Annotated in this window: 13 protein-coding genes and 1 pseudogene; 4 read left to right on the top strand and 10 right to left on the bottom strand. The window is 69.6% G+C overall.

The annotated features are described in order from the left end of the window. Positions 1-11: 11 nt before the first annotated feature. From ACO1BU_RS12305 to ACO1BU_RS12290, 4 genes are all read right to left on the bottom strand, one after another. Positions 12-1,691 carry a peptide ABC transporter substrate-binding protein gene (locus ACO1BU_RS12305; protein ID WP_424136236.1) on the bottom strand — a complete coding sequence of 560 codons (1,680 nt, stop codon included), beginning with the start codon at positions 1,689-1,691 and terminating at the stop codon, positions 12-14. A 215-nt stretch (positions 1,692-1,906) separates the two neighbouring features. Further along, positions 1,907-3,178, bottom strand: coding sequence for an NAD(P)/FAD-dependent oxidoreductase (locus tag ACO1BU_RS12300; RefSeq protein WP_424136235.1), 1,272 nt, complete (start codon positions 3,176-3,178; stop codon positions 1,907-1,909). A 2-nt stretch (positions 3,179-3,180) separates the two neighbouring features. Beyond that, a complete protein-coding gene (locus ACO1BU_RS12295) occupies positions 3,181-4,518 on the bottom strand; it encodes an NAD(P)/FAD-dependent oxidoreductase (protein WP_424136234.1) in 1,338 nt (445 codons plus the stop codon). Between the two features lie 30 nt (positions 4,519-4,548). Next, on the bottom strand, positions 4,549-5,220 hold the full coding sequence (locus ACO1BU_RS12290) for a haloacid dehalogenase type II (protein WP_424136233.1): 672 nt from the start codon (positions 5,218-5,220) through the stop codon (positions 4,549-4,551). A 248-nt stretch (positions 5,221-5,468) separates the two neighbouring features. Here ACO1BU_RS12290 and ACO1BU_RS12285 point away from each other — a divergent pair, with 248 nt between their 5' ends. The 3 genes from ACO1BU_RS12285 to ACO1BU_RS12275 all read left to right on the top strand — a co-directional run bounded on the left by ACO1BU_RS12285 (position 5,469) and on the right by ACO1BU_RS12275 (position 7,908). Then, positions 5,469-6,338, top strand: a complete 870-nt coding sequence (locus ACO1BU_RS12285; RefSeq protein ID WP_424136232.1) for a GNAT family N-acetyltransferase — start codon at positions 5,469-5,471, stop codon at positions 6,336-6,338. An 8-nt stretch (positions 6,339-6,346) separates the two neighbouring features. After that, positions 6,347-7,273, top strand: a complete 927-nt coding sequence (locus ACO1BU_RS12280; RefSeq protein WP_424136231.1) for a 2-hydroxyacid dehydrogenase — start codon at positions 6,347-6,349, stop codon at positions 7,271-7,273. A gap of 137 nt (positions 7,274-7,410) precedes the next feature. Continuing rightward, positions 7,411-7,908 carry an Lrp/AsnC family transcriptional regulator gene (locus ACO1BU_RS12275; RefSeq protein ID WP_424136230.1) on the top strand — a complete coding sequence of 166 codons (498 nt, stop codon included), beginning with the start codon at positions 7,411-7,413 and terminating at the stop codon, positions 7,906-7,908. 12 nt (positions 7,909-7,920) lie between these two features. Here the strand turns inward: ACO1BU_RS12275 and ACO1BU_RS12270 are convergent, their stop codons facing one another. Continuing rightward, a complete protein-coding gene (locus tag ACO1BU_RS12270; protein WP_424136229.1) occupies positions 7,921-9,078 on the bottom strand; it encodes a TauD/TfdA family dioxygenase in 1,158 nt (385 codons plus the stop codon). Between the two features lie 10 nt (positions 9,079-9,088). Continuing rightward, positions 9,089-10,669, bottom strand: a complete 1,581-nt coding sequence (locus ACO1BU_RS12265; RefSeq protein ID WP_424136228.1) for an ABC transporter substrate-binding protein — start codon at positions 10,667-10,669, stop codon at positions 9,089-9,091. Positions 10,670-10,819: 150 nt separating this feature from the next. Between ACO1BU_RS12265 and ACO1BU_RS12260 the strand changes: the two genes are divergently transcribed. After that, positions 10,820-11,815: a LysR family transcriptional regulator gene (locus tag ACO1BU_RS12260; RefSeq protein WP_424136227.1), complete on the top strand. Its 996-nt coding sequence runs from the start codon at positions 10,820-10,822 to the stop codon at positions 11,813-11,815. Here ACO1BU_RS12260 and ACO1BU_RS12255 read toward each other — a convergent pair. The 4 genes and pseudogenes from ACO1BU_RS12255 to ACO1BU_RS12240 all read right to left on the bottom strand — a co-directional run. Beyond that, a pseudogene (locus ACO1BU_RS12255) lies at positions 11,775-12,131 on the bottom strand (M55 family metallopeptidase); the annotation flags it as partial. The gene ACO1BU_RS12260 and the pseudogene ACO1BU_RS12255 sit on opposite strands and share 41 nt — an antisense overlap. Before the next feature lie 66 nt (positions 12,132-12,197). Then, positions 12,198-13,805 (bottom strand): ABC transporter substrate-binding protein, encoded by a 1,608-nt coding sequence (locus ACO1BU_RS12250; protein WP_424136281.1) that lies wholly within the window; start codon positions 13,803-13,805, stop codon positions 12,198-12,200. A gap of 14 nt (positions 13,806-13,819) precedes the next feature. Continuing rightward, positions 13,820-15,232: an amidase gene (locus ACO1BU_RS12245; protein ID WP_424136226.1), complete on the bottom strand. Its 1,413-nt coding sequence runs from the start codon at positions 15,230-15,232 to the stop codon at positions 13,820-13,822. Next, positions 15,225-15,683 carry a GNAT family N-acetyltransferase gene (locus ACO1BU_RS12240; protein WP_424136225.1) on the bottom strand — a complete coding sequence of 153 codons (459 nt, stop codon included), beginning with the start codon at positions 15,681-15,683 and terminating at the stop codon, positions 15,225-15,227. Before ACO1BU_RS12240 ends, ACO1BU_RS12245 begins: the two co-directional genes overlap by 8 nt. Positions 15,684-15,685 lie beyond the last annotated feature (2 nt).

Genomic DNA, 15,685 nt, shown 5'->3' with positions numbered 1-15,685 from the left:
CCGGCGATCCGTCAGCTGGCCCAGTACCACTCCCGCATGTTCCAGGTGTTCTGCCGCGCGTTCACATTGGGGCGGAACCCGATCAACGTGTCCTTCGTACCCTCGGCCGTCGCGTACTGGTAGATCGGCAGGATCGGCAGCTCGTCACGCACAATCTCCTGCAGGCGGAAGTAGATCGCCTTGCGGCGCTCCTGGTCGAAGGTGCTCTGGCCTTCAGCTAGGAGGCGGTCAGCCTCGGCGTTCATCCACTGCATGTAGTTGCCGCCGCTGCCGCCGCGCACGGGGATCGCATCCGAGGCGAAGCGTGTTGCCGGGTCGGGGTCGATCCCCGTCCGGAACGCGGTGCCGACCATCAGCATCTGGAACTTGGAGCGCACGTAGAAATCACCCCAGATCACCGCCGCCGGCATGTTGTTGATTTTCATGGAGACGCCGAGCTTGCCCCAGTCCTGCATCAGCAGCTGCTGCACCTGCTCGCGAAGCGCGGCCCCCGTCGTGGTAGAGACGGCGAACTCCAGGGGCACGCCGTTCTTCTGCCGCACGCCGCCGGCGCCGCGCGTCCAGCCGGCCCCGTCCAGGATGCGGTTCGCATCGGCGAGATCGTAGCGATGGGCGGGGAGGTTGGGGTTGTAGGCCCAGGACTCCTGCGGCGCGAAGGACTCCGTCGGCTTGTGCATGCCGTAGAAGATGACGTCGATGATGCCCTTCTTGTTCATCCCGGCGTAGAGCGCCTGCCGCACCGCCTTGTCGGCCAGCGCCGGATGCTCGAGGTTCGGCATCAGCACCTCCAGCGAGGCGTTGGGCGAGGTCGCCACACGTCGCCCGGGCAGCTTCTGGGCCTCGGCGAAGAAATTTGCGGGGATGCCCGTGCCGATGATCGTGTCCACCGAGCCCGTGCGGAACTGCGCGTAGAGCGCCGTCTGGTCCGGCACGTATTTCAAGATGGCGCGCTCAAGATAGGGGCCGGTGCCGTGGTACTTGTCGTTGGCGGCGAGCTGGATGTGGTCGCCCGGCACGCGGCGATCCCAGCGGAAGGGGCCGGTGCCAACCGGGCTGCTATTGAAGGGTGCGCTGTTCGGATCGCCCGCCTTCTCCAGGATGTGCTTCGGCACCATGTAGGTATTGGCCATCAGCGCGAGATAGGGCGCGTAGGCCTTCTCCATGCGCCAGGAGATCTCGTGCGGCCCCTTCACCACGATCTCGCGCACTAGGCTGTGACCCACGCGCGTGCGGGTGCGGAAGGAAGGGTTGTTGATCAGCTCCAGCGAGTAGCGCACGTCCTCAGCGGTGAAGGGCGTTCCATCATGCCATACTACGCCCTCGCGCAGCTTCACGGTCCAAGCCAGCCCGTCCTCCGAGATGCCGCCATTGGCGGTGGAGGGTACCTCGCGCGCGAGGTCGGCCACCAGTTCGCCCTCTGGCGTCGGGTACCAGAGGGTGCTGAAGACGTTCATCCAGATCGTCTCGTCCACCTCTATGCCGGGCATGAGGGGGTTGAAGACGGTCGGCTCCTGGGAGATGCCGACCACCACCTGGCCCTTGCGGGTGCTCGGTGGCGGCGGGACAGGGCGGCGCGCTTGGGCGCGCGCAGCTGCCGGCAGCAGCCCAGCCAGCCCCAAACCGGCGCCGAGGCCGAGGAGCCCGCGCCGCTGCAGCGCGGGGCGTGAAAGGATGCGGCTGGTCTCGTCCATGTTGCGAAATCCCTGATCTGCGGCCCCGGTTGCCTTGGTGGTGCCGGATTCACGTTTGCCTTGCGCCATGCGGGCGCCGTGGAATTCAGCCATGTGACATGGGCGCTGGTGCTTGCCCGGGTTCCCGTACCCTGCGCAGCCCGGCAGCGCCCGAAGGCGCAGCGTCGTGCCGTTTTCCCGGCCATGCGACGACAAATCTCCGGAAAGGTCGCGCCTCAGGCGACACGATCCTTAAAGCGGTAGTAGAGGCCCACAAGCGGCATGAACCAGGGCGGGCCGAAATGGCCGGGCACAGGCCTCCACTCCAGGTCACGAAAGGGATTGGCCTCGGCACGGCCGCCCATCACCTCGGCCATCACCTGCCCCATATGGACCGACATCTGCACGCCGTGGCCGCTGTAGCCTGTGGCGTAGAACAGGCCGTCCCTCTCGCCCGCGCGGGGCAGCCTGTCCTGCGTGGCGTCGATCGTGCCGCCCCAGCAGTAGTCGATCCTCACCCGGCCGAGCTGCGGGAAAATGCGGTGCAGCCCCTCCTCCAGCACGCGCCCGCTCTTCACGTCCGAGGCGAGGGAGGGCAGGGCGAAGCGCGCCCGCCCGCCCCAGACGAGGCGCCCGTCCGGCGTGGTGCGGAAGTAGTTGCCGATGATGCGCGTTGTGGTGGCCGTGCGCTGCGTCGGCATGATGGAGGCGATGCGCTCGGCCCCCAGTGGCTCCGTGACGATGACGAAGGAGCCCAGCGGCACGAGGCGGCGGCGGAAATACATCGGCCCCAGCCTGCTCGCGCCGGTCGCGAGCAGCACCTGCTTCGCTCGAAGCGCCCCGCGCGGGGTCGTGATACGGTGCCAGGCCGCCGCCCGCCGCCGCGCCGTTCCGGGTGTGTCCTCGAAGATGCGGGCGCCGCGGCGCCGCGCCGCCTCGGCAAGCCCCATCCCGAAGCGGCCCACATGCATCTGCGCGCTCTTCGGGAAGAGAACGCCACCAAAGAACGCGTCGGAGCCGATCTCCTGCCGCAGTCCCTCGCGCGGGACCAGCCGCGCCTCCGGATCCGCCTCACGCTGCAGCAGCTCGAAACCCCGCGCGATGGAGTCGTAGTGCGCGGGCTTGGCGGCGAGCTTGATCTTGCCGGAGCGGCGGAAATCGCAGGCGATCCCTTCCTCTCGCGCGATCCGCTCCACCGTGTCCACCGCGGCGTCGAAGGCGTGGTAGATGCGACGGGCGCGATCCAGCCCCAAGCTTCCCGCCAGGGCGGCGAAATTGTGGGCCGTGCCATTGTTCACATGGCCGCCGTTCCGGCCGGAGGCTTGCCCGACGACCCGGCCCCTCTCCAGCAGGGCGACCGTCGCGCCACTCCGCGCCAGGGCAAGGGCGGCGGACAGGCCGGTGAAGCCGCCGCCGATCACCGCCACGTCCACCTCACCTCCCACCGGCCCTGTCTCCGCGCCCGCGAAGGGCGTGGCGGTATCGAGCCAGTAGGGCACCATCCTCATGGTCACATCATCCCGGGCTTCTGGATGCGCGATCCGTCCACCAGCCGCTCGTAGCGGAAGGGGGCGGGGTCGACCCCGGTCTTCCCGCCCAGGATGATCTCGGCGGCGAGCTGCCCGGCGCCCGGCCCGATGCCGAAGCCGTGACCGCTATAGCCCGTGGAGATGTACAGGCCGGGCAGCGCGCCCACGGGGGAGATCACGGGCACGGCGTCCGGCGTGGAATCGATCCACCCGCCCCAGATCTTCCCCATCCTCACTCCCGCCAGGGCGGGGTAGGAGGCGGCGAGCTGCTTCAACGCCGGCTCTGCCACCCCGGCCTTTGGCGCAGGGTCCAGCACGCGCATGTCCTCCTGCTCGAAGATGGTGGGCCGGTCCATGCGCCAGCGACGGGGGAGGGCCTGCGGGCCGCGGAAGAAGGATTCGCCGATGCCGAACTTCACCATCTTCCGGCGCGCCACCAGCGTCGGCCAGAACTTGCGAGCATAGCGCAGGCCCTGCGGCGTGATCTCGATCTGGCCACGGTTGTTAGCTGCCACGATGTAGCCGCCATCCTCGCGCCGGCCGATGGTGATGTCGGGCGTGTAGAGGCCGCCCGCCGTGATCTCCGGGGCCGGCTCCGTGAGGAAGACGGTGGAGCGGATGCTGGACTGCGGCAGGTCCAGCCCGTGGCGCCGCAGCAGCATGGAGGACCAGGCGCCGCCTGCCAGCAGCACCTGCGCCGCACGGACGCGCCCGTGCTCGGTGATCACGCCGGCAATGCGCCCACCTTCGATGTCCAGGCCCCGCACCGCGCAGCGCTGGTGAACCGTGGCGCCCAGCCTGCGCGCGGCACTCGCGATGGCGGGCGCGGCTTTCCGCGGCTCGGCCCTGCCGTCATGCGGCGAGTGCACGCCGCCGATCCAGCCGCCGGCCGCCCCGGGCACCATGGCCCGCGCCTCCTCGGCGGAGAGGATGTGGCTATGAAACTGGTAGCCGCGCGCCATCTCCACCCAGCGGCGCCAGCTCTCCAGCTCGCTCTCGCTGCGGGTGGCATAGACCAGCCCGGTGCGGCGGAAGCCGACATCGATCCCCGCCTCCTTCGGCAGCGTGTCCCACAGCTCCATGCTGCGGAGCATGACGGGGATCTCGCGTTCGTCGCGGTTCTGCACACGGCACCAGCCCCAGTTGCGGCTGGACTGTTCGCCCGCGATCACGCCCTTCTCCAGCAGCGCCACGCGCTGCCCGGCCTTGGCCAGAAAATAGGCGGCCGTCACGCCGGCAATGCCGCCGCCGATGATGGCGACATCCACCTCGGCGGGCAGCTTCGGGTCGCTGGTGACGGGATCGACGGGCGGCGACATGGGCACGAACTCCGGAGCGGTTTCAGGCGATCAGAGGCCGAGCAGGCCGGGCAGGCCGCCGATGTCGGGGATCTCGTGGTATCCGTAGAACTCATTGCCCCGCGGCTCATGCCCGCGATTCACCCAGGCCTTGTCGCGGATCCCCAGATCATGCGCCGTGAACAGGTCGTAGCGGAAGGAGGAGGAAACGTGCAGCAGATCCTCCGGCCGCGCGTTCAGCTGACCGAGCATGTACTCGAAGGCCTGCATGCGCGGCTTGTAGGCCTGGGCCTGCTCGGCCGTGAACACGGCGTGGAAGGGCGCCTCCAGCTTCGCCACGTTCTCGTGGATCTGGTGATTGGCGGCGTTGGACAGGATGACGAGGGGGAACTCCTTCGCTACGCGCTTCAGCGGCTCCGGCACGTCCGGGTGCGGGCCCCAAGTGGGCACAGCGTCGGAGAAGCGGGCTCCGTCGCCCTCCTGATAGGGGATGCCGTACTTCGCCAGGGTGCGGCGCACCGCGTTGTCCAGCACTTCAGCATAAGGCTTCCAGGCACCAAGGATTTCGTCCAGCCGGTAGGCGCTGAAGTCCCGCAGGAAGGCATCCATCCGCTCGGCCGGGACACGCCCCGCGAAGTGCTCGCGCGCCACCGGGCCCATCCGGAAGTTGGTCAGCGTGCCGTAGCAATCGAAGGTGATGAACTTGGGCCGCAGATGGGGCATCGGGGTGTCCTTCGATCCGGCCCGGCCTTGCCGGGTTCACAGGTGATCCTATTGGCCGGCGGCTGGCACGATCTCACCGACACGCCGCCGCGAAGCGAAGATCATGCCGATTCAGGGGGGCGGATCGGCACAACCGGCGGTACTCCTCACCGCGCGGCCAAAGATGCCGAATCGGCCGTGACTTCGGAAGCCTGTGCCGCGCGCATGCTGTATCCCTGCCGCACGGAGAGGACCGTAGCGAGGCCTGCATGACTGCTCGACCGACACGAGAGGGGAGGGATGCCGCGCGGCTCCGCCCGCTGACGGAGGCGGATCTTCCGACGGCGCAGGCACTGACGGCCGCACTGCGCTGGCCGCACCGGGTTGAGGACTGGGCCTTCTGCCTCACGCTTGGCGAGGGACTGGCCGCCGAACTGGACGGCCGGCTCGTGGGCACGACGCTGGGCTGGTGCTACGGCCCGGATGCTGCGGCGCTCGGCCTGGTGGTGGTGGCCGATGCGGCGCAGGGGCGCGGCATCGGGCGCGCGCTGACCGAGGGTGTGATGCGGCTCCTTGGCGAACGGAGCATCACCCTCTGCGCCACCGCCGCCGGCGCGCCCCTGTACAGCAGCCTCGGCTTCGCCGGCGCCGGTACGGTACACCAGCACCAGGGCAGCAGCTTCTCGGCGGAACTGGTCGCGCTGCCGCCGGGCCAGCGCCTGCGTCCGCTGGGCCGCAGCGACGCGCGCGTGCTCGCCGCACTGGACACGCAGGCCACGGGCATGCGGCGGGATGCGCTGATCGAGGCGCTGCTGCCCCTCTCGGACGGCGTGGTGCTGGACCGAGACGGCGAGGCGATTGGCTTCGCCCTGATCCGCCGCTTCGGGCACGGGCAGGTCATCGGGCCCGTGATGGCGCCCGACGTGACGGGTGCGCGGGCAATGATTGCGCACTGGCTCGGCTCGCGCTCGGGCCAGTTCATCCGGATTGACGTGCCGGATGGGTGCGGGCTCTCGCCCTGGCTTGAGGCACTCGGCCTGACGGAGGTGGGCGGCGGGGAGGTGATGGTGCGTGGCACACCGCCGCGCGGCAACGGCGCGGTGTCCTGCTTCGCCCTGGTGAGTCAGGCATTGGGATAAGAAAGCGCATGAGCATTGTCTACAAGTCCGAGCCTGTGCGCGGAGCGGCGTGGCAGCGCCTCTTCGCAGAGGCTTTGCCGGACCTGCCTTTCCACATCTGGCCGGAGACCGGCGCGCCGGCCGCCGTGCGCTACCTGGCCGTCTGGCAGCCGCCAGAGAACCTGGCTGCGCTCTTCCCGGGGCTGGAGGTGCTCTTCTCCGTCGGCGCCGGGGTGGACCAGTTCGACCTTCGCACTCTGCCGCCGCATGTGCAGGTCGTGCGGATGGTGGAGCCCGGACTGACCGCGGGCATGGTGGAGTATGTTACCCTCTCCGTCCTCGCCTTGCACCGCGAGTTCCCGCTCTTCCTGGACCAGCAGCGGCGACGAGTGTGGGCGGCGACGAAGGGCGTGCGCGCGGAGCAGCGCCGCGTCGGCGTGCTCGGGCTCGGCGTGCTCGGCCTCGCGGCCGTCAAGGCGCTCAGGGGATTCGGGTTTACCGTCTCGGGCTGGAGCCGCGGGCGGCGCGACCTGGACGGAGCGCCCTGCTTCGCTGGGAAGGAGGAACTGCCGGCCTTCCTGTCCGGTCTCGACATTCTCGTTTGCCTCCTGCCGCTGACCGCGGAGACGCGGGGCATGCTCAATGCCTCTCTCTTTGCCGCGCTGCCGCGCGGGGCGGGGATCGTGAATGCCGGGCGCGGTGGCCACTTGGTGGATGCCGACCTGCTGGCGGCGCTGGATTCCGGCCACCTCTCTGCCGCCATCCTGGATGTGGCGGAGCCCGAACCGCCGCCCCACGGCCATCCGTTCTGGTCCCACCCGCGCATCTGGCTGACGCCGCACGTCGCGAGCACGACCCATGCGGATACGGGCGGCGAGGCCGTGATCGAGAATATCCGCCGCCACCGGCGCGGCGAGCCGATGCTGGGGTTGGTGGACCGGGGGCGGGGCTACTAGGGCGGCATAGAGCCGCTTAACCGTTCCGGTGGTTCCACCGGAACGGCATCAGCTTCGGCCGCCTGACCTTGTCACCCAGTGCCCGTGCGAGCTAGCGTCCTGCCGCGTGCGGCTTACCCGCCCCGGATGGTTGCTTCATGGTGGCTGGCGTCCCGAAACTCGACCGGATCGACCTTCGGATCCTGGCGCATCTGCAGAAGAATGGGCGCGCTACCAATGTCGACCTCGCGGAGGCGGTAGGGCTCTCGCCGAGCCCCTGCCTCACCCGCGTGAAGCGATTGGAGAAGGCGGGCTACATCGTCGGCTACGGCGCGCACATCAACTTGCAGAAGCTCGGCGACACCGTGACCATCTACACGGAGGTCACGCTGTCGGATCACCGGAGCGCCGACTTCAAGCGATTTGAGGCGAGCGTACGCGGCATGAGTGAGGTGGTGGAGTGCCACCTTGTCAGCGGCGGCTACGACTACCTGCTGAAGTTCATGACTCGCTCCATCGCGCATTACCAGGAGCGCATCGAGCATATGCTGGCGCTCAGCATCGGAATCGAGAAGTACTTCTCCTACGTCGTGATCAAGTCGGTCTTCGTGAAGCACGAATACGACCTGGAGACCTTCTTCCCCGCCGAGGGCTGAGGCCGGGCGGCCTCAGCCACCCCCGGCCATGGCGCGAAGGGATGAGCCGCCGAAGGCGCGCCGCCGCTCCAATGCTTCCCCGGCGGCCTGGCGGGCCTTCAGCCGCTCCGAGGCTTCCCGCATATGGGCTGAGGGAAGATCCATGCGTGGGCGGCGGGCCCGCACCAGCCGGGCGGTTTCCTGCGCATCGAAGAACCGCTGCGGCTCCGGCACGGCGGGCCAGCGATCCGCGTGCAGCCAGATCCGCAGCATGTGGCGCCGCCGCTCCAACTCGGGGTGATCCTCGTAGTCGGTGCGGCCGTGCAGTAGGGCGCGGTTGCTGATGAACTGGATGTCGCCCTCGCGGATGCTCATGTCCAGGTAGAACTCGGGCATGTCTGCCAGCCGCTGCAGCTCGTCATAGGCCTCCGCCTGGGCCAGTGGCAGGGGCGCACCGTTCCGGGCGGCTCGGCGCAGCTGCGCGCCGTTCAGCGCGCAGGTGAGGACGCCGTCGCTCTGCTGGAAAACCGGCACGGGCCCGTCGCTGACCGATTTTCCACTGGCCTTGGCCTCGCCGGGCGCGAGCTGGCAGACGAAGCCCTCGTAGAGGGCTGCCAGCAGGTCTGGCCGCCGCTCCAGCAGCGCGTTGTGAAGGGCGGCGGCGCTGACGATGCGGCTGGCACCGCCCGACTTGGCCTCCTGCAGGCAAAGCAGCGCCACGATGTCTGCGCCCGGGACGCCGTCCGTGTGAAAGCCCTGGCGTCCGCCCAGCTGCGTGCCGCCCTCGCGCTGCTCCCCAACGTCTGAGAGATCCATCACGCCTGTCAGCAGCTCGCCCAGGTGGCTCTGCGCGATGGGAAGGCCGACATGCCGCGCGATGCCGAAATAGATCCTGCCGAGGTCGTCGGCCGAGTAGCGTGCCCGGTCCAGCCCGCGCAGCAGCACCACACCGCTGCCTGAGTTCAGCCGCTCCTGGACGCCACGTAGCACCGGGCCGAGGTGGGGGAGGGGAAAGCTCTCCGGTGTGATCTCCGGCAGGTCCAGATCTCCCAATGCCAGCAGGTGGGCGAGCGCCGCCTCGAGCTCCTCCACATCGGCGGGCGAGAGGCGCATCAGCGCCTGCTCTTCGACATTGAAGGAAGGGCCGTGCCAGTTGGCAGGGCCGTGGACTGGCCCGATGCTCGGGGTCATGGAGGTGTCCTCAATCCGCCTTCGGATGCGCCTTCATCGCCAGGGTCAGCTCCGAGCTTCCGCTCGATCCCGGCCTGTAGGCGACGCGGTTGCTGGAGGCGAGCAGCACGGGCGCGGTGAAGAGCGGGATCAGCGACCGGCCCTCAATGGCGCGGCGATGGGCGGAGGTCAGCAGCGCCGCGCGCCCCGCCTTGTCATGCTCGGTCAGCGCCGCCTGGATCTCCCGGTCTGTCTCCGGGTCGGCCCAGCCGGAGCGGTTGCTGGACCCGAGCCCGCCCTGCGGGCTGTAGCTGTGGAAGATGGCGCCGAGCGTGTAGCCCATGTCGCCCCGGCTGTTCCCCCAGGCGCCGAGAAAGAGCGGCGCCGGGTTCCGTCCCGCGCGCACCCGCCCGAAATAGACGTTGGCCGGGATGGCCTCTACCGCCGCGCGGATTCCGATGCGCGCCAGCATCTGGCCCGCCGCCTGGCAAGTCTCCTCATCCGCCACGTAGCGGTTGTTGGTGCAGACGAGAGCGGTGCTGAACCCGTCGGGATAGCCCGCTTCCCGCAGCAGCTGCCGCGCCCGCTCCACTGAGTAACGGTCCTGCGGCGCGTCCGGCACGTGACCGGTCATCCCGGCTACCGCGATCTGGTCGGCGGTGGCGCCGTAGCCGCTGAGCAGGCTACCCACCATCGCCTGCCGGTTCATGGCGACCGAGATCGCCTCCCGCACCCGCGGGTCCATCAGCGGGTTGCGCGGATCGTTGGCCCCGGCCGTTTGTCCCGAGCCGGGGGTGAGGTTCACCCCGAGGAACATCACCCGGGTGGAGCCGCCGGCATGCACGCTGATGCCGGGCGTCGCGGCCAGCCGGGCCGCATCGCGCGGGGGAACGGCCTCGATCAGGTCCACGTCCCCCGCCAGCAAGGCGGCGTTGCGCGCGGTGTCGCTGGGGATGACCCGGAAGGTGACGCGGCTCCACTCGGGCTTCGGGCCCTGGTAGGCGGCAAAGGGCTCCACTACCAGCCGGTCGCGCCCGGTGAACTCCACGAAGCGGTAAGGACCGGTGCCGATCGCGGCGCGGCCGCTGTTGAAGTCCTCCGTGCTCCGCCCTTCCGTCGCCGCGCGGGAGACGATGGCGAGCTGCGCGATCTGGGCCTGCAGGATCGGATTGAAGCCGGCGGTGACGAACTCCACCGTGTGGTCGTCCAGCTTCCGCACCTCCGTCACGCCCTGGAGCTGGGTGGTGTAGGGCGCCGGGTTGTTCGGAAGGGACGGGACACGGCGCATCGAGAACACCACGTCTTCCGCGGTGAAGGGCGATCCGTCGTGGAAGGTGACGCCCTGGCGCAACCTGAAGCGCCAAATCGTCTCCCCGTCGGCTTCCCAGGAGGTGGCGAGGTCGGGGACCAGCCGACCATTCTCGTCGATCTGCAGCAGTGATCCGTAGATGTGCCGCTGATAGGCGACGTTGCTGTCCAGGTAGAGGAAGTGTGGATCCAGCGTCGGCGTGGCGAGGGTGCCGATGCGCAGCTCGGCCGCGGAGGCCGTGCCTCCCCCGAGCATCGCGGCGAGGGCGAGGGCCTTCAGCAGGCCGGGGAGATGGCTTTCCATCGGCGAAAGTTCTCGGACGGGGAAAAATGGTTGGCCGGGATGACGCTGGCGCTCTCCGCCTTGCTCGGCGACGGCTTGTTTCCGGCACTGTTCCAGTCGCGGGCGTACTCCGTCCAATGCCAATCGCCCCAGCAGCCATGAGGCGGGGTTATGAGGGCATGGCGCGCTGCCGGCTTCCGCCTCTATCCTCGTGCCATGAATGCTCGCCAGCTCGAGGTCTTCCGCGCCATCATGCGCAGTGGCACGCTTACCGCCGCCGCGCAGCTGCTGAACGTGTCCCAGCCCGCCATCAGCAAGATCCTACGCCACCTGGAAAGCCAGCTCGGCTACCACCTGTTCGAGCGTGCAGGCGGGCGCCTGCACGCGACGGCGGAGGCACAGCTCCTCTACGCCGACGCGGACCGGGTGTTTCGCGAGATCGAGGCGGTGCGGGACCTTGCCGTCCGCATCCGCGAGCGACAGGTGGGCCTGCTGCGAATCGGCGCTAGTGCGCCGCCGGGCTTCGCTGTGCTGCCCCGGGCCCTGGGCGCCTTCCAGGCCAGGCATCCCGGGGTGAAGGTGGTGCTCCGCACTTTGCCGGCGGAGGAGTTGAGCGAGAAGATCCTGGTGGGGGAGGTGGATCTCGGCCTTACACTTTCCACCATCCGCGTGCCGATGGTGCAGGCGGAGTTGCTGACAACCACCCCCGTGATCGCGCTGCTTCCGGCCGCATCGCCCCTGGCGCTGCGCCCCTCGGTTGGGCCGGCGGACCTGGCCGGGGAGAGGCTGATCTCCTACGGCTCCCACGCCGATGTCGGTCCTTTGCTGGACGCGGCCTTCGAGCGCGAGGGGCTGGTCCGGCAGGTCCATACGGAAATTGCCATGGCCATTTCCGCCCTGCCGCTGGTGCAGGCCGGGCTGGGTGTCGCGCTGGTGGACGGCATGCTCCCCTGGGAGAGTTTCCCCGGCGTCGCCGCGCGGCCCTTTCTGCCGCGCGTGCTGATGAGCCTCAGCCTCGTCACCTCCGGCACCCGCCCCGCCTCCCGCTTCGTGCGCGACATCGCCGAAGATATCCGTGCGGCCGTTACTGGAACCAACGGGGCCAGCGCGAAGGGCGCCGGGGGGCCTACTGCTCCGTCGGGTCGTAGCCGGGCGCGACGGACATGAAGCCTGTGGTGCCGCGCGTGTCCGGCACCACAACGCGAATGGTGTAGGCATCCAGCCGCTCCACCTGTGGCGGGAGGAAGAGGGTGCCGGTGGGCGGTGGTCCTCGACCCTCGCCATCATTCCAAGGGGGGCGCCGCACGCCGCAGACAAGCTGCACCCGGTCCGGCAACCAGTCGGTCAGGGTGTTCCGGGAGGTGAGATGGCGGTCCGGGACCACCACCTCCTCAGCGTCCATCTCAAAGGCCGCCATGGCGGCTGCGGCCACGCTGTCGGTCATCCAGCGGCAGGCGTCGCGGTACTCGAAGCCTGATGGAAGGGTCTGCTGACGGAAGACACCCCCGCGATTCGCTCGATATCAGCCGAGATGTAGATCCCCATGGCCTCAGCGCGCCCCGCCTTCCCGAGTGCGGTGCGCCAGCACGGCGCGCGTGTAGTCGTAGCCCGTTGCCTCGTAGGTAATTCCCTTGCGCGTCGCCCAGGAATTGGTGAGCTGGTAGAGCGGGATGATCGCAACGTCCTCCACCGCTCCGGCGACGGCCTGCCGGAACAGCCCTTCGCGCTCGCGGTCGTCCAGTGTCCGCACGGCCCGGCCGATCAGCGCGTCGAGCGCCGGGTTAGAATAGCCGGAACGATTAAAGCTGCCTGTCAGCTTCGCGCGGTCGTAGGTGCTGACGACATTGACCAGCGGGTGGCCCGCATGGCCCGGGCTCGCCCAGCCCCACATGGTCACAGCGAACTCCATCCGCGCCGATCGCGGCCCGTACATGGAGAGCGGCATGGTCTCCACATTCGTCTGCACGCCGATGCGCGTCCACATCTGCGCGATGGCCTGGGCCGCGATGGGGTCGGTCGGCCGCGCGTTCTGCGCGACGTGCAGCGCGATGCGGAACCCGTCGGGATAGCCCGCCTCGGCCAGCAGGCGCCGCGCGGCGGCTAGATCAGGCTTCGGCACGGCAAGGGCCGGGTTGTGGGAGGGGTAGCCTGGCGGCAGGAACTGATAGTTCGGCTCCGCCGTGCCCTGCATCACCCGTTCGGCTAGGTTGGTCCGGTTGATAGCGATGGAGAGCGCCTGCCGCACCCGCCGGTCCCGTAGCGGGTTCGTGGGCAAGGGCTGCCCGCCATTGTCCGTCACGAAGGGTGCCACCTGGGCGGACTGGTTCGGGGCCAGGTAGATCAACCGCCATCCCTGGGCGGAGAAGACGCTCGTGCCCGGGTCCGTCCGGAAGCGCGGGATGTCGTTGGGAGAGGGCGTGTCGATCAGGTCCACCCCGCCCGAGAGCAGCGCGGCCGAGCGCGCCCCGGCATTGGCAATGTAGCGGAACACCACCCGGTCCCAGTCCGGCCGCGGCCCCCACCAGTTCCTGTTCCGCACGAGCTCCGCCTCGTTCCCCGCGGTGTAGGAGCGGAGGATGAAGGGGCCGGTGCCGATCGCGGCCTTGCCGGAATTGTAGTCCTCCGTCGTTGCGCCCTCCCCGGCGTGGCGGGACACGATGGCGACGACGGAAAGATCGATGGGCAGGTTGGGGGAGGGGCCGTCCGTGTGGAAGCGCGTGGTCAGCGGGTCCACCACCTCCACGCGCTGGATGGAGCGGACCTGGCCGGCATAGCTGGCCGTCGCGTTCGGCACGTTGGGGATGCGGGCGATGGTGAACGCCACGTCATCCGCCGTGAAAGGCTGCCCGTCGGAGAAGCGCACGCCCGGGCGCAGCCGGAACTCCCAGACGCTGTCCTCCACTGGCGTCCAGCTCAGCGCCAGGCCGGCCGCCAGACTGGCATCGGGGCGGCGGTCCGTCAGCGTGTCGAAGATGTGGTAGGTCAGGGTCTGGGTGGAGGTACCCTGGTTGTAGTGCGGATCCACTGATCCCGGCGCCGCGCTGATGCCCATGGTCAGCACGGACTGCGCAGCGGCCGGCAGGGCGAGAAGGGTGGCCAGGGCCAGCGATGCGGCCGCACGGTAAATGCTCTTCGGCGGCATGGCCCCGGTCTCCATCACTGTGGTCTCCTTCAGGAAGGCCGTGGGTCAATCGGCGTCAGCCGGCCGGCGCGCGCCTCGACCAGCGCGCCGGCATCGAACAGGAAGAGGTCCTGCAGCCGGGCCGCGACGAGCTGCACGGTGGTGGGCGCGCCGTCCGCGACGCCGACCGGCACACAGAGGCCGGGCAGGGCGAGAAGTGCCGTTACATGGGCCGGCGCGTTGGCCCACATCACCTCCGCCACCGCCTCGTCGCCGCGCTGGTCGTGCTCCGCGGGCATGGCGTGACGATAGGCGATGGGCATGACCAGCAGCGGATACCGCTCGAAGAACAGGTTCCACTCCCGCAGGATTGTGGAGCGTAGGGCGACGGCCTCGATGTACTCGTCCCGGCCCGGGATCATGCGCGGGCGGAACGCGACGCGGCCCCGCATGGCGCGGCGCACGGCCTCATCGCCATGGCGCTCGATGTCGCGCAGCGTGCCGTTCTCACGCTCTGCATGCAGCAGGGCGCGGTGCAGGTCCCAGGCCTCCTCGTAGCGAGGCGGCTCTACCTCCTCCACCGTGCAGCCGGCCTCCTCCAGCCAGCGTGCAGCCTGGCGCAGGGCATTGACCACGGCAGCATCCGTGCCCGCCGGGCCGGTGAAGAGAGCGACGCGGACCGGTAGCTTCAGGCTCTCGGATTCCGGCAGCGCGGGTACCCACCAGGGGTCGCGCGGGTCGCGCGCCGACATAACCTTGTAGCCCAGCCGCGCATCCGCCACGCTGCGCGCGATCGGCCCCTGCGAGGTGGTGGACTGGTGAAGGTAGGGCCGGTCCTTGGCGACCGAGGGGTTGTAGTTCGGGATCCGGCTGGGCGTGCAACGCAGCCCCACAACCCCGCAGCAGGCCGCCGGCTGCCGCACTGAGCCGCCGAGATCATTGCCGTGTCCCAGCGCCCCGATCCCGGCCGCTACCGCCGCCGCGGCGCCGCCCGAGGAGCCGCCGGGCGTGAAGGACCGGCCCCAAGGGTTGTAGGTCTCGCCGTGCAGCTCGTTGCTGGTGAAGGGCCGCGCCGCGAAGGCCGGGCAGTTGGTCAGGCCGAGGAAGACGGCCCCCGCCTTGCGGAGGTTGGTGACCACCGGGCTGTCATCGGTCGAGACCCTGTCCTTGAAGGCGTGCAGCCCGTTGGTGCGCGGCATGCCCGCCACATCCACGTTCATCTTCACCGTGATGGGCACGCCGTGTAGCGGCCCCACTGGCTCGCCCCGGGCCAGGGCGGCGTCGGCGGCATCCGCTGCTTCCCGCGCCTGCTGCACCATCGGCACCACCACGGCGTTGATCACCGGGTTCACCGCCTCCATGCGGGTGAGCGCGCTCTCCACCGTCTCGCGGCTGGAGATCTGCCGGGCGCGGATCGCGGCCGCCAGATCCACGGCGCCCATGCGCCAGAGCTCGTCAGCCATTCGGGACCCGCCGCTTCTGCATGAGGGTGGATGGGTCCGCATGGGGCCCAAAGCCGAGTGTGGCGTAGACGCCGTGCGCGTCCTTCGTCGCCAGCATCCAGTTGCGGACGGTAGAGAGGTCGGGGTGCTCCAGCAGCGCCGCAGACAGCGCACGGCCCAAGCCCTGGCCGCGATGCGGCGCTAGGACGAATACGTCGCGCAGATAGGCGAAGACCGCGCCGTCGGTCACCGCGCGCGCGAAGCCCACCAGCGCGCCATCCCCGGTGTAGGCAGCCACTGGCAGGGATCCCGCGATGGCGCGCTCCATCACGCCCCGGTCCAGCCCATGCGCCCAGTAGGATTCGCGGTCCAGAAAAGCGTGGAGGGCGTCCACGTCCAGCAACGCGCGGTCCGTGGAGAGGCGGTAGGCCCCGTGCCGCCGTTCCAGCACCGCGGTCTCGAAAGGCAGCATCC

This window comes from Roseomonas chloroacetimidivorans (assembly GCF_049629625.1).
GTDB lineage: Bacteria > Pseudomonadota > Alphaproteobacteria > Acetobacterales > Acetobacteraceae > Roseomonas > Roseomonas chloroacetimidivorans.
The sequence above is the reverse complement of the archived record's forward strand: the minus strand, read 5'-3'. Positions and strand labels throughout refer to the sequence as shown.

What these genes read in the sequence shown, in the direction of transcription:
- ACO1BU_RS12260 (WP_424136227.1), top strand. Translation starts at nt 10,820, where the DNA reads ATGAGGGCATGGCGCGCTGCCGGCTTCCGCCTCTATCCTCGTGCCATG.
- ACO1BU_RS12240 (WP_424136225.1), bottom strand. Translation starts at nt 15,683, where the DNA reads ATGCTGCCTTTCGAGACCGCGGTGCTGGAACGGCGGCACGGGGCCTAC.
- ACO1BU_RS12305 (WP_424136236.1), bottom strand. Translation starts at nt 1,691, where the DNA reads ATGGACGAGACCAGCCGCATCCTTTCACGCCCCGCGCTGCAGCGGCGC.
- ACO1BU_RS12300 (WP_424136235.1), bottom strand. Translation starts at nt 3,178, where the DNA reads ATGAGGATGGTGCCCTACTGGCTCGATACCGCCACGCCCTTCGCGGGC.
- ACO1BU_RS12295 (WP_424136234.1), bottom strand. Translation starts at nt 4,518, where the DNA reads ATGTCGCCGCCCGTCGATCCCGTCACCAGCGACCCGAAGCTGCCCGCC.
- ACO1BU_RS12245 (WP_424136226.1), bottom strand. Translation starts at nt 15,232, where the DNA reads ATGGCTGACGAGCTCTGGCGCATGGGCGCCGTGGATCTGGCGGCCGCG.
- ACO1BU_RS12280 (WP_424136231.1), top strand. Translation starts at nt 6,347, where the DNA reads ATGAGCATTGTCTACAAGTCCGAGCCTGTGCGCGGAGCGGCGTGGCAG.
- ACO1BU_RS12285 (WP_424136232.1), top strand. Translation starts at nt 5,469, where the DNA reads ATGACTGCTCGACCGACACGAGAGGGGAGGGATGCCGCGCGGCTCCGC.
- ACO1BU_RS12290 (WP_424136233.1), bottom strand. Translation starts at nt 5,220, where the DNA reads ATGCCCCATCTGCGGCCCAAGTTCATCACCTTCGATTGCTACGGCACG.
- ACO1BU_RS12270 (WP_424136229.1), bottom strand. Translation starts at nt 9,078, where the DNA reads ATGACCCCGAGCATCGGGCCAGTCCACGGCCCTGCCAACTGGCACGGC.
- ACO1BU_RS12275 (WP_424136230.1), top strand. Translation starts at nt 7,411, where the DNA reads ATGGTGGCTGGCGTCCCGAAACTCGACCGGATCGACCTTCGGATCCTG.
- ACO1BU_RS12265 (WP_424136228.1), bottom strand. Translation starts at nt 10,669, where the DNA reads ATGGAAAGCCATCTCCCCGGCCTGCTGAAGGCCCTCGCCCTCGCCGCG.
- ACO1BU_RS12250 (WP_424136281.1), bottom strand. Translation starts at nt 13,805, where the DNA reads ATGGAGACCGGGGCCATGCCGCCGAAGAGCATTTACCGTGCGGCCGCA.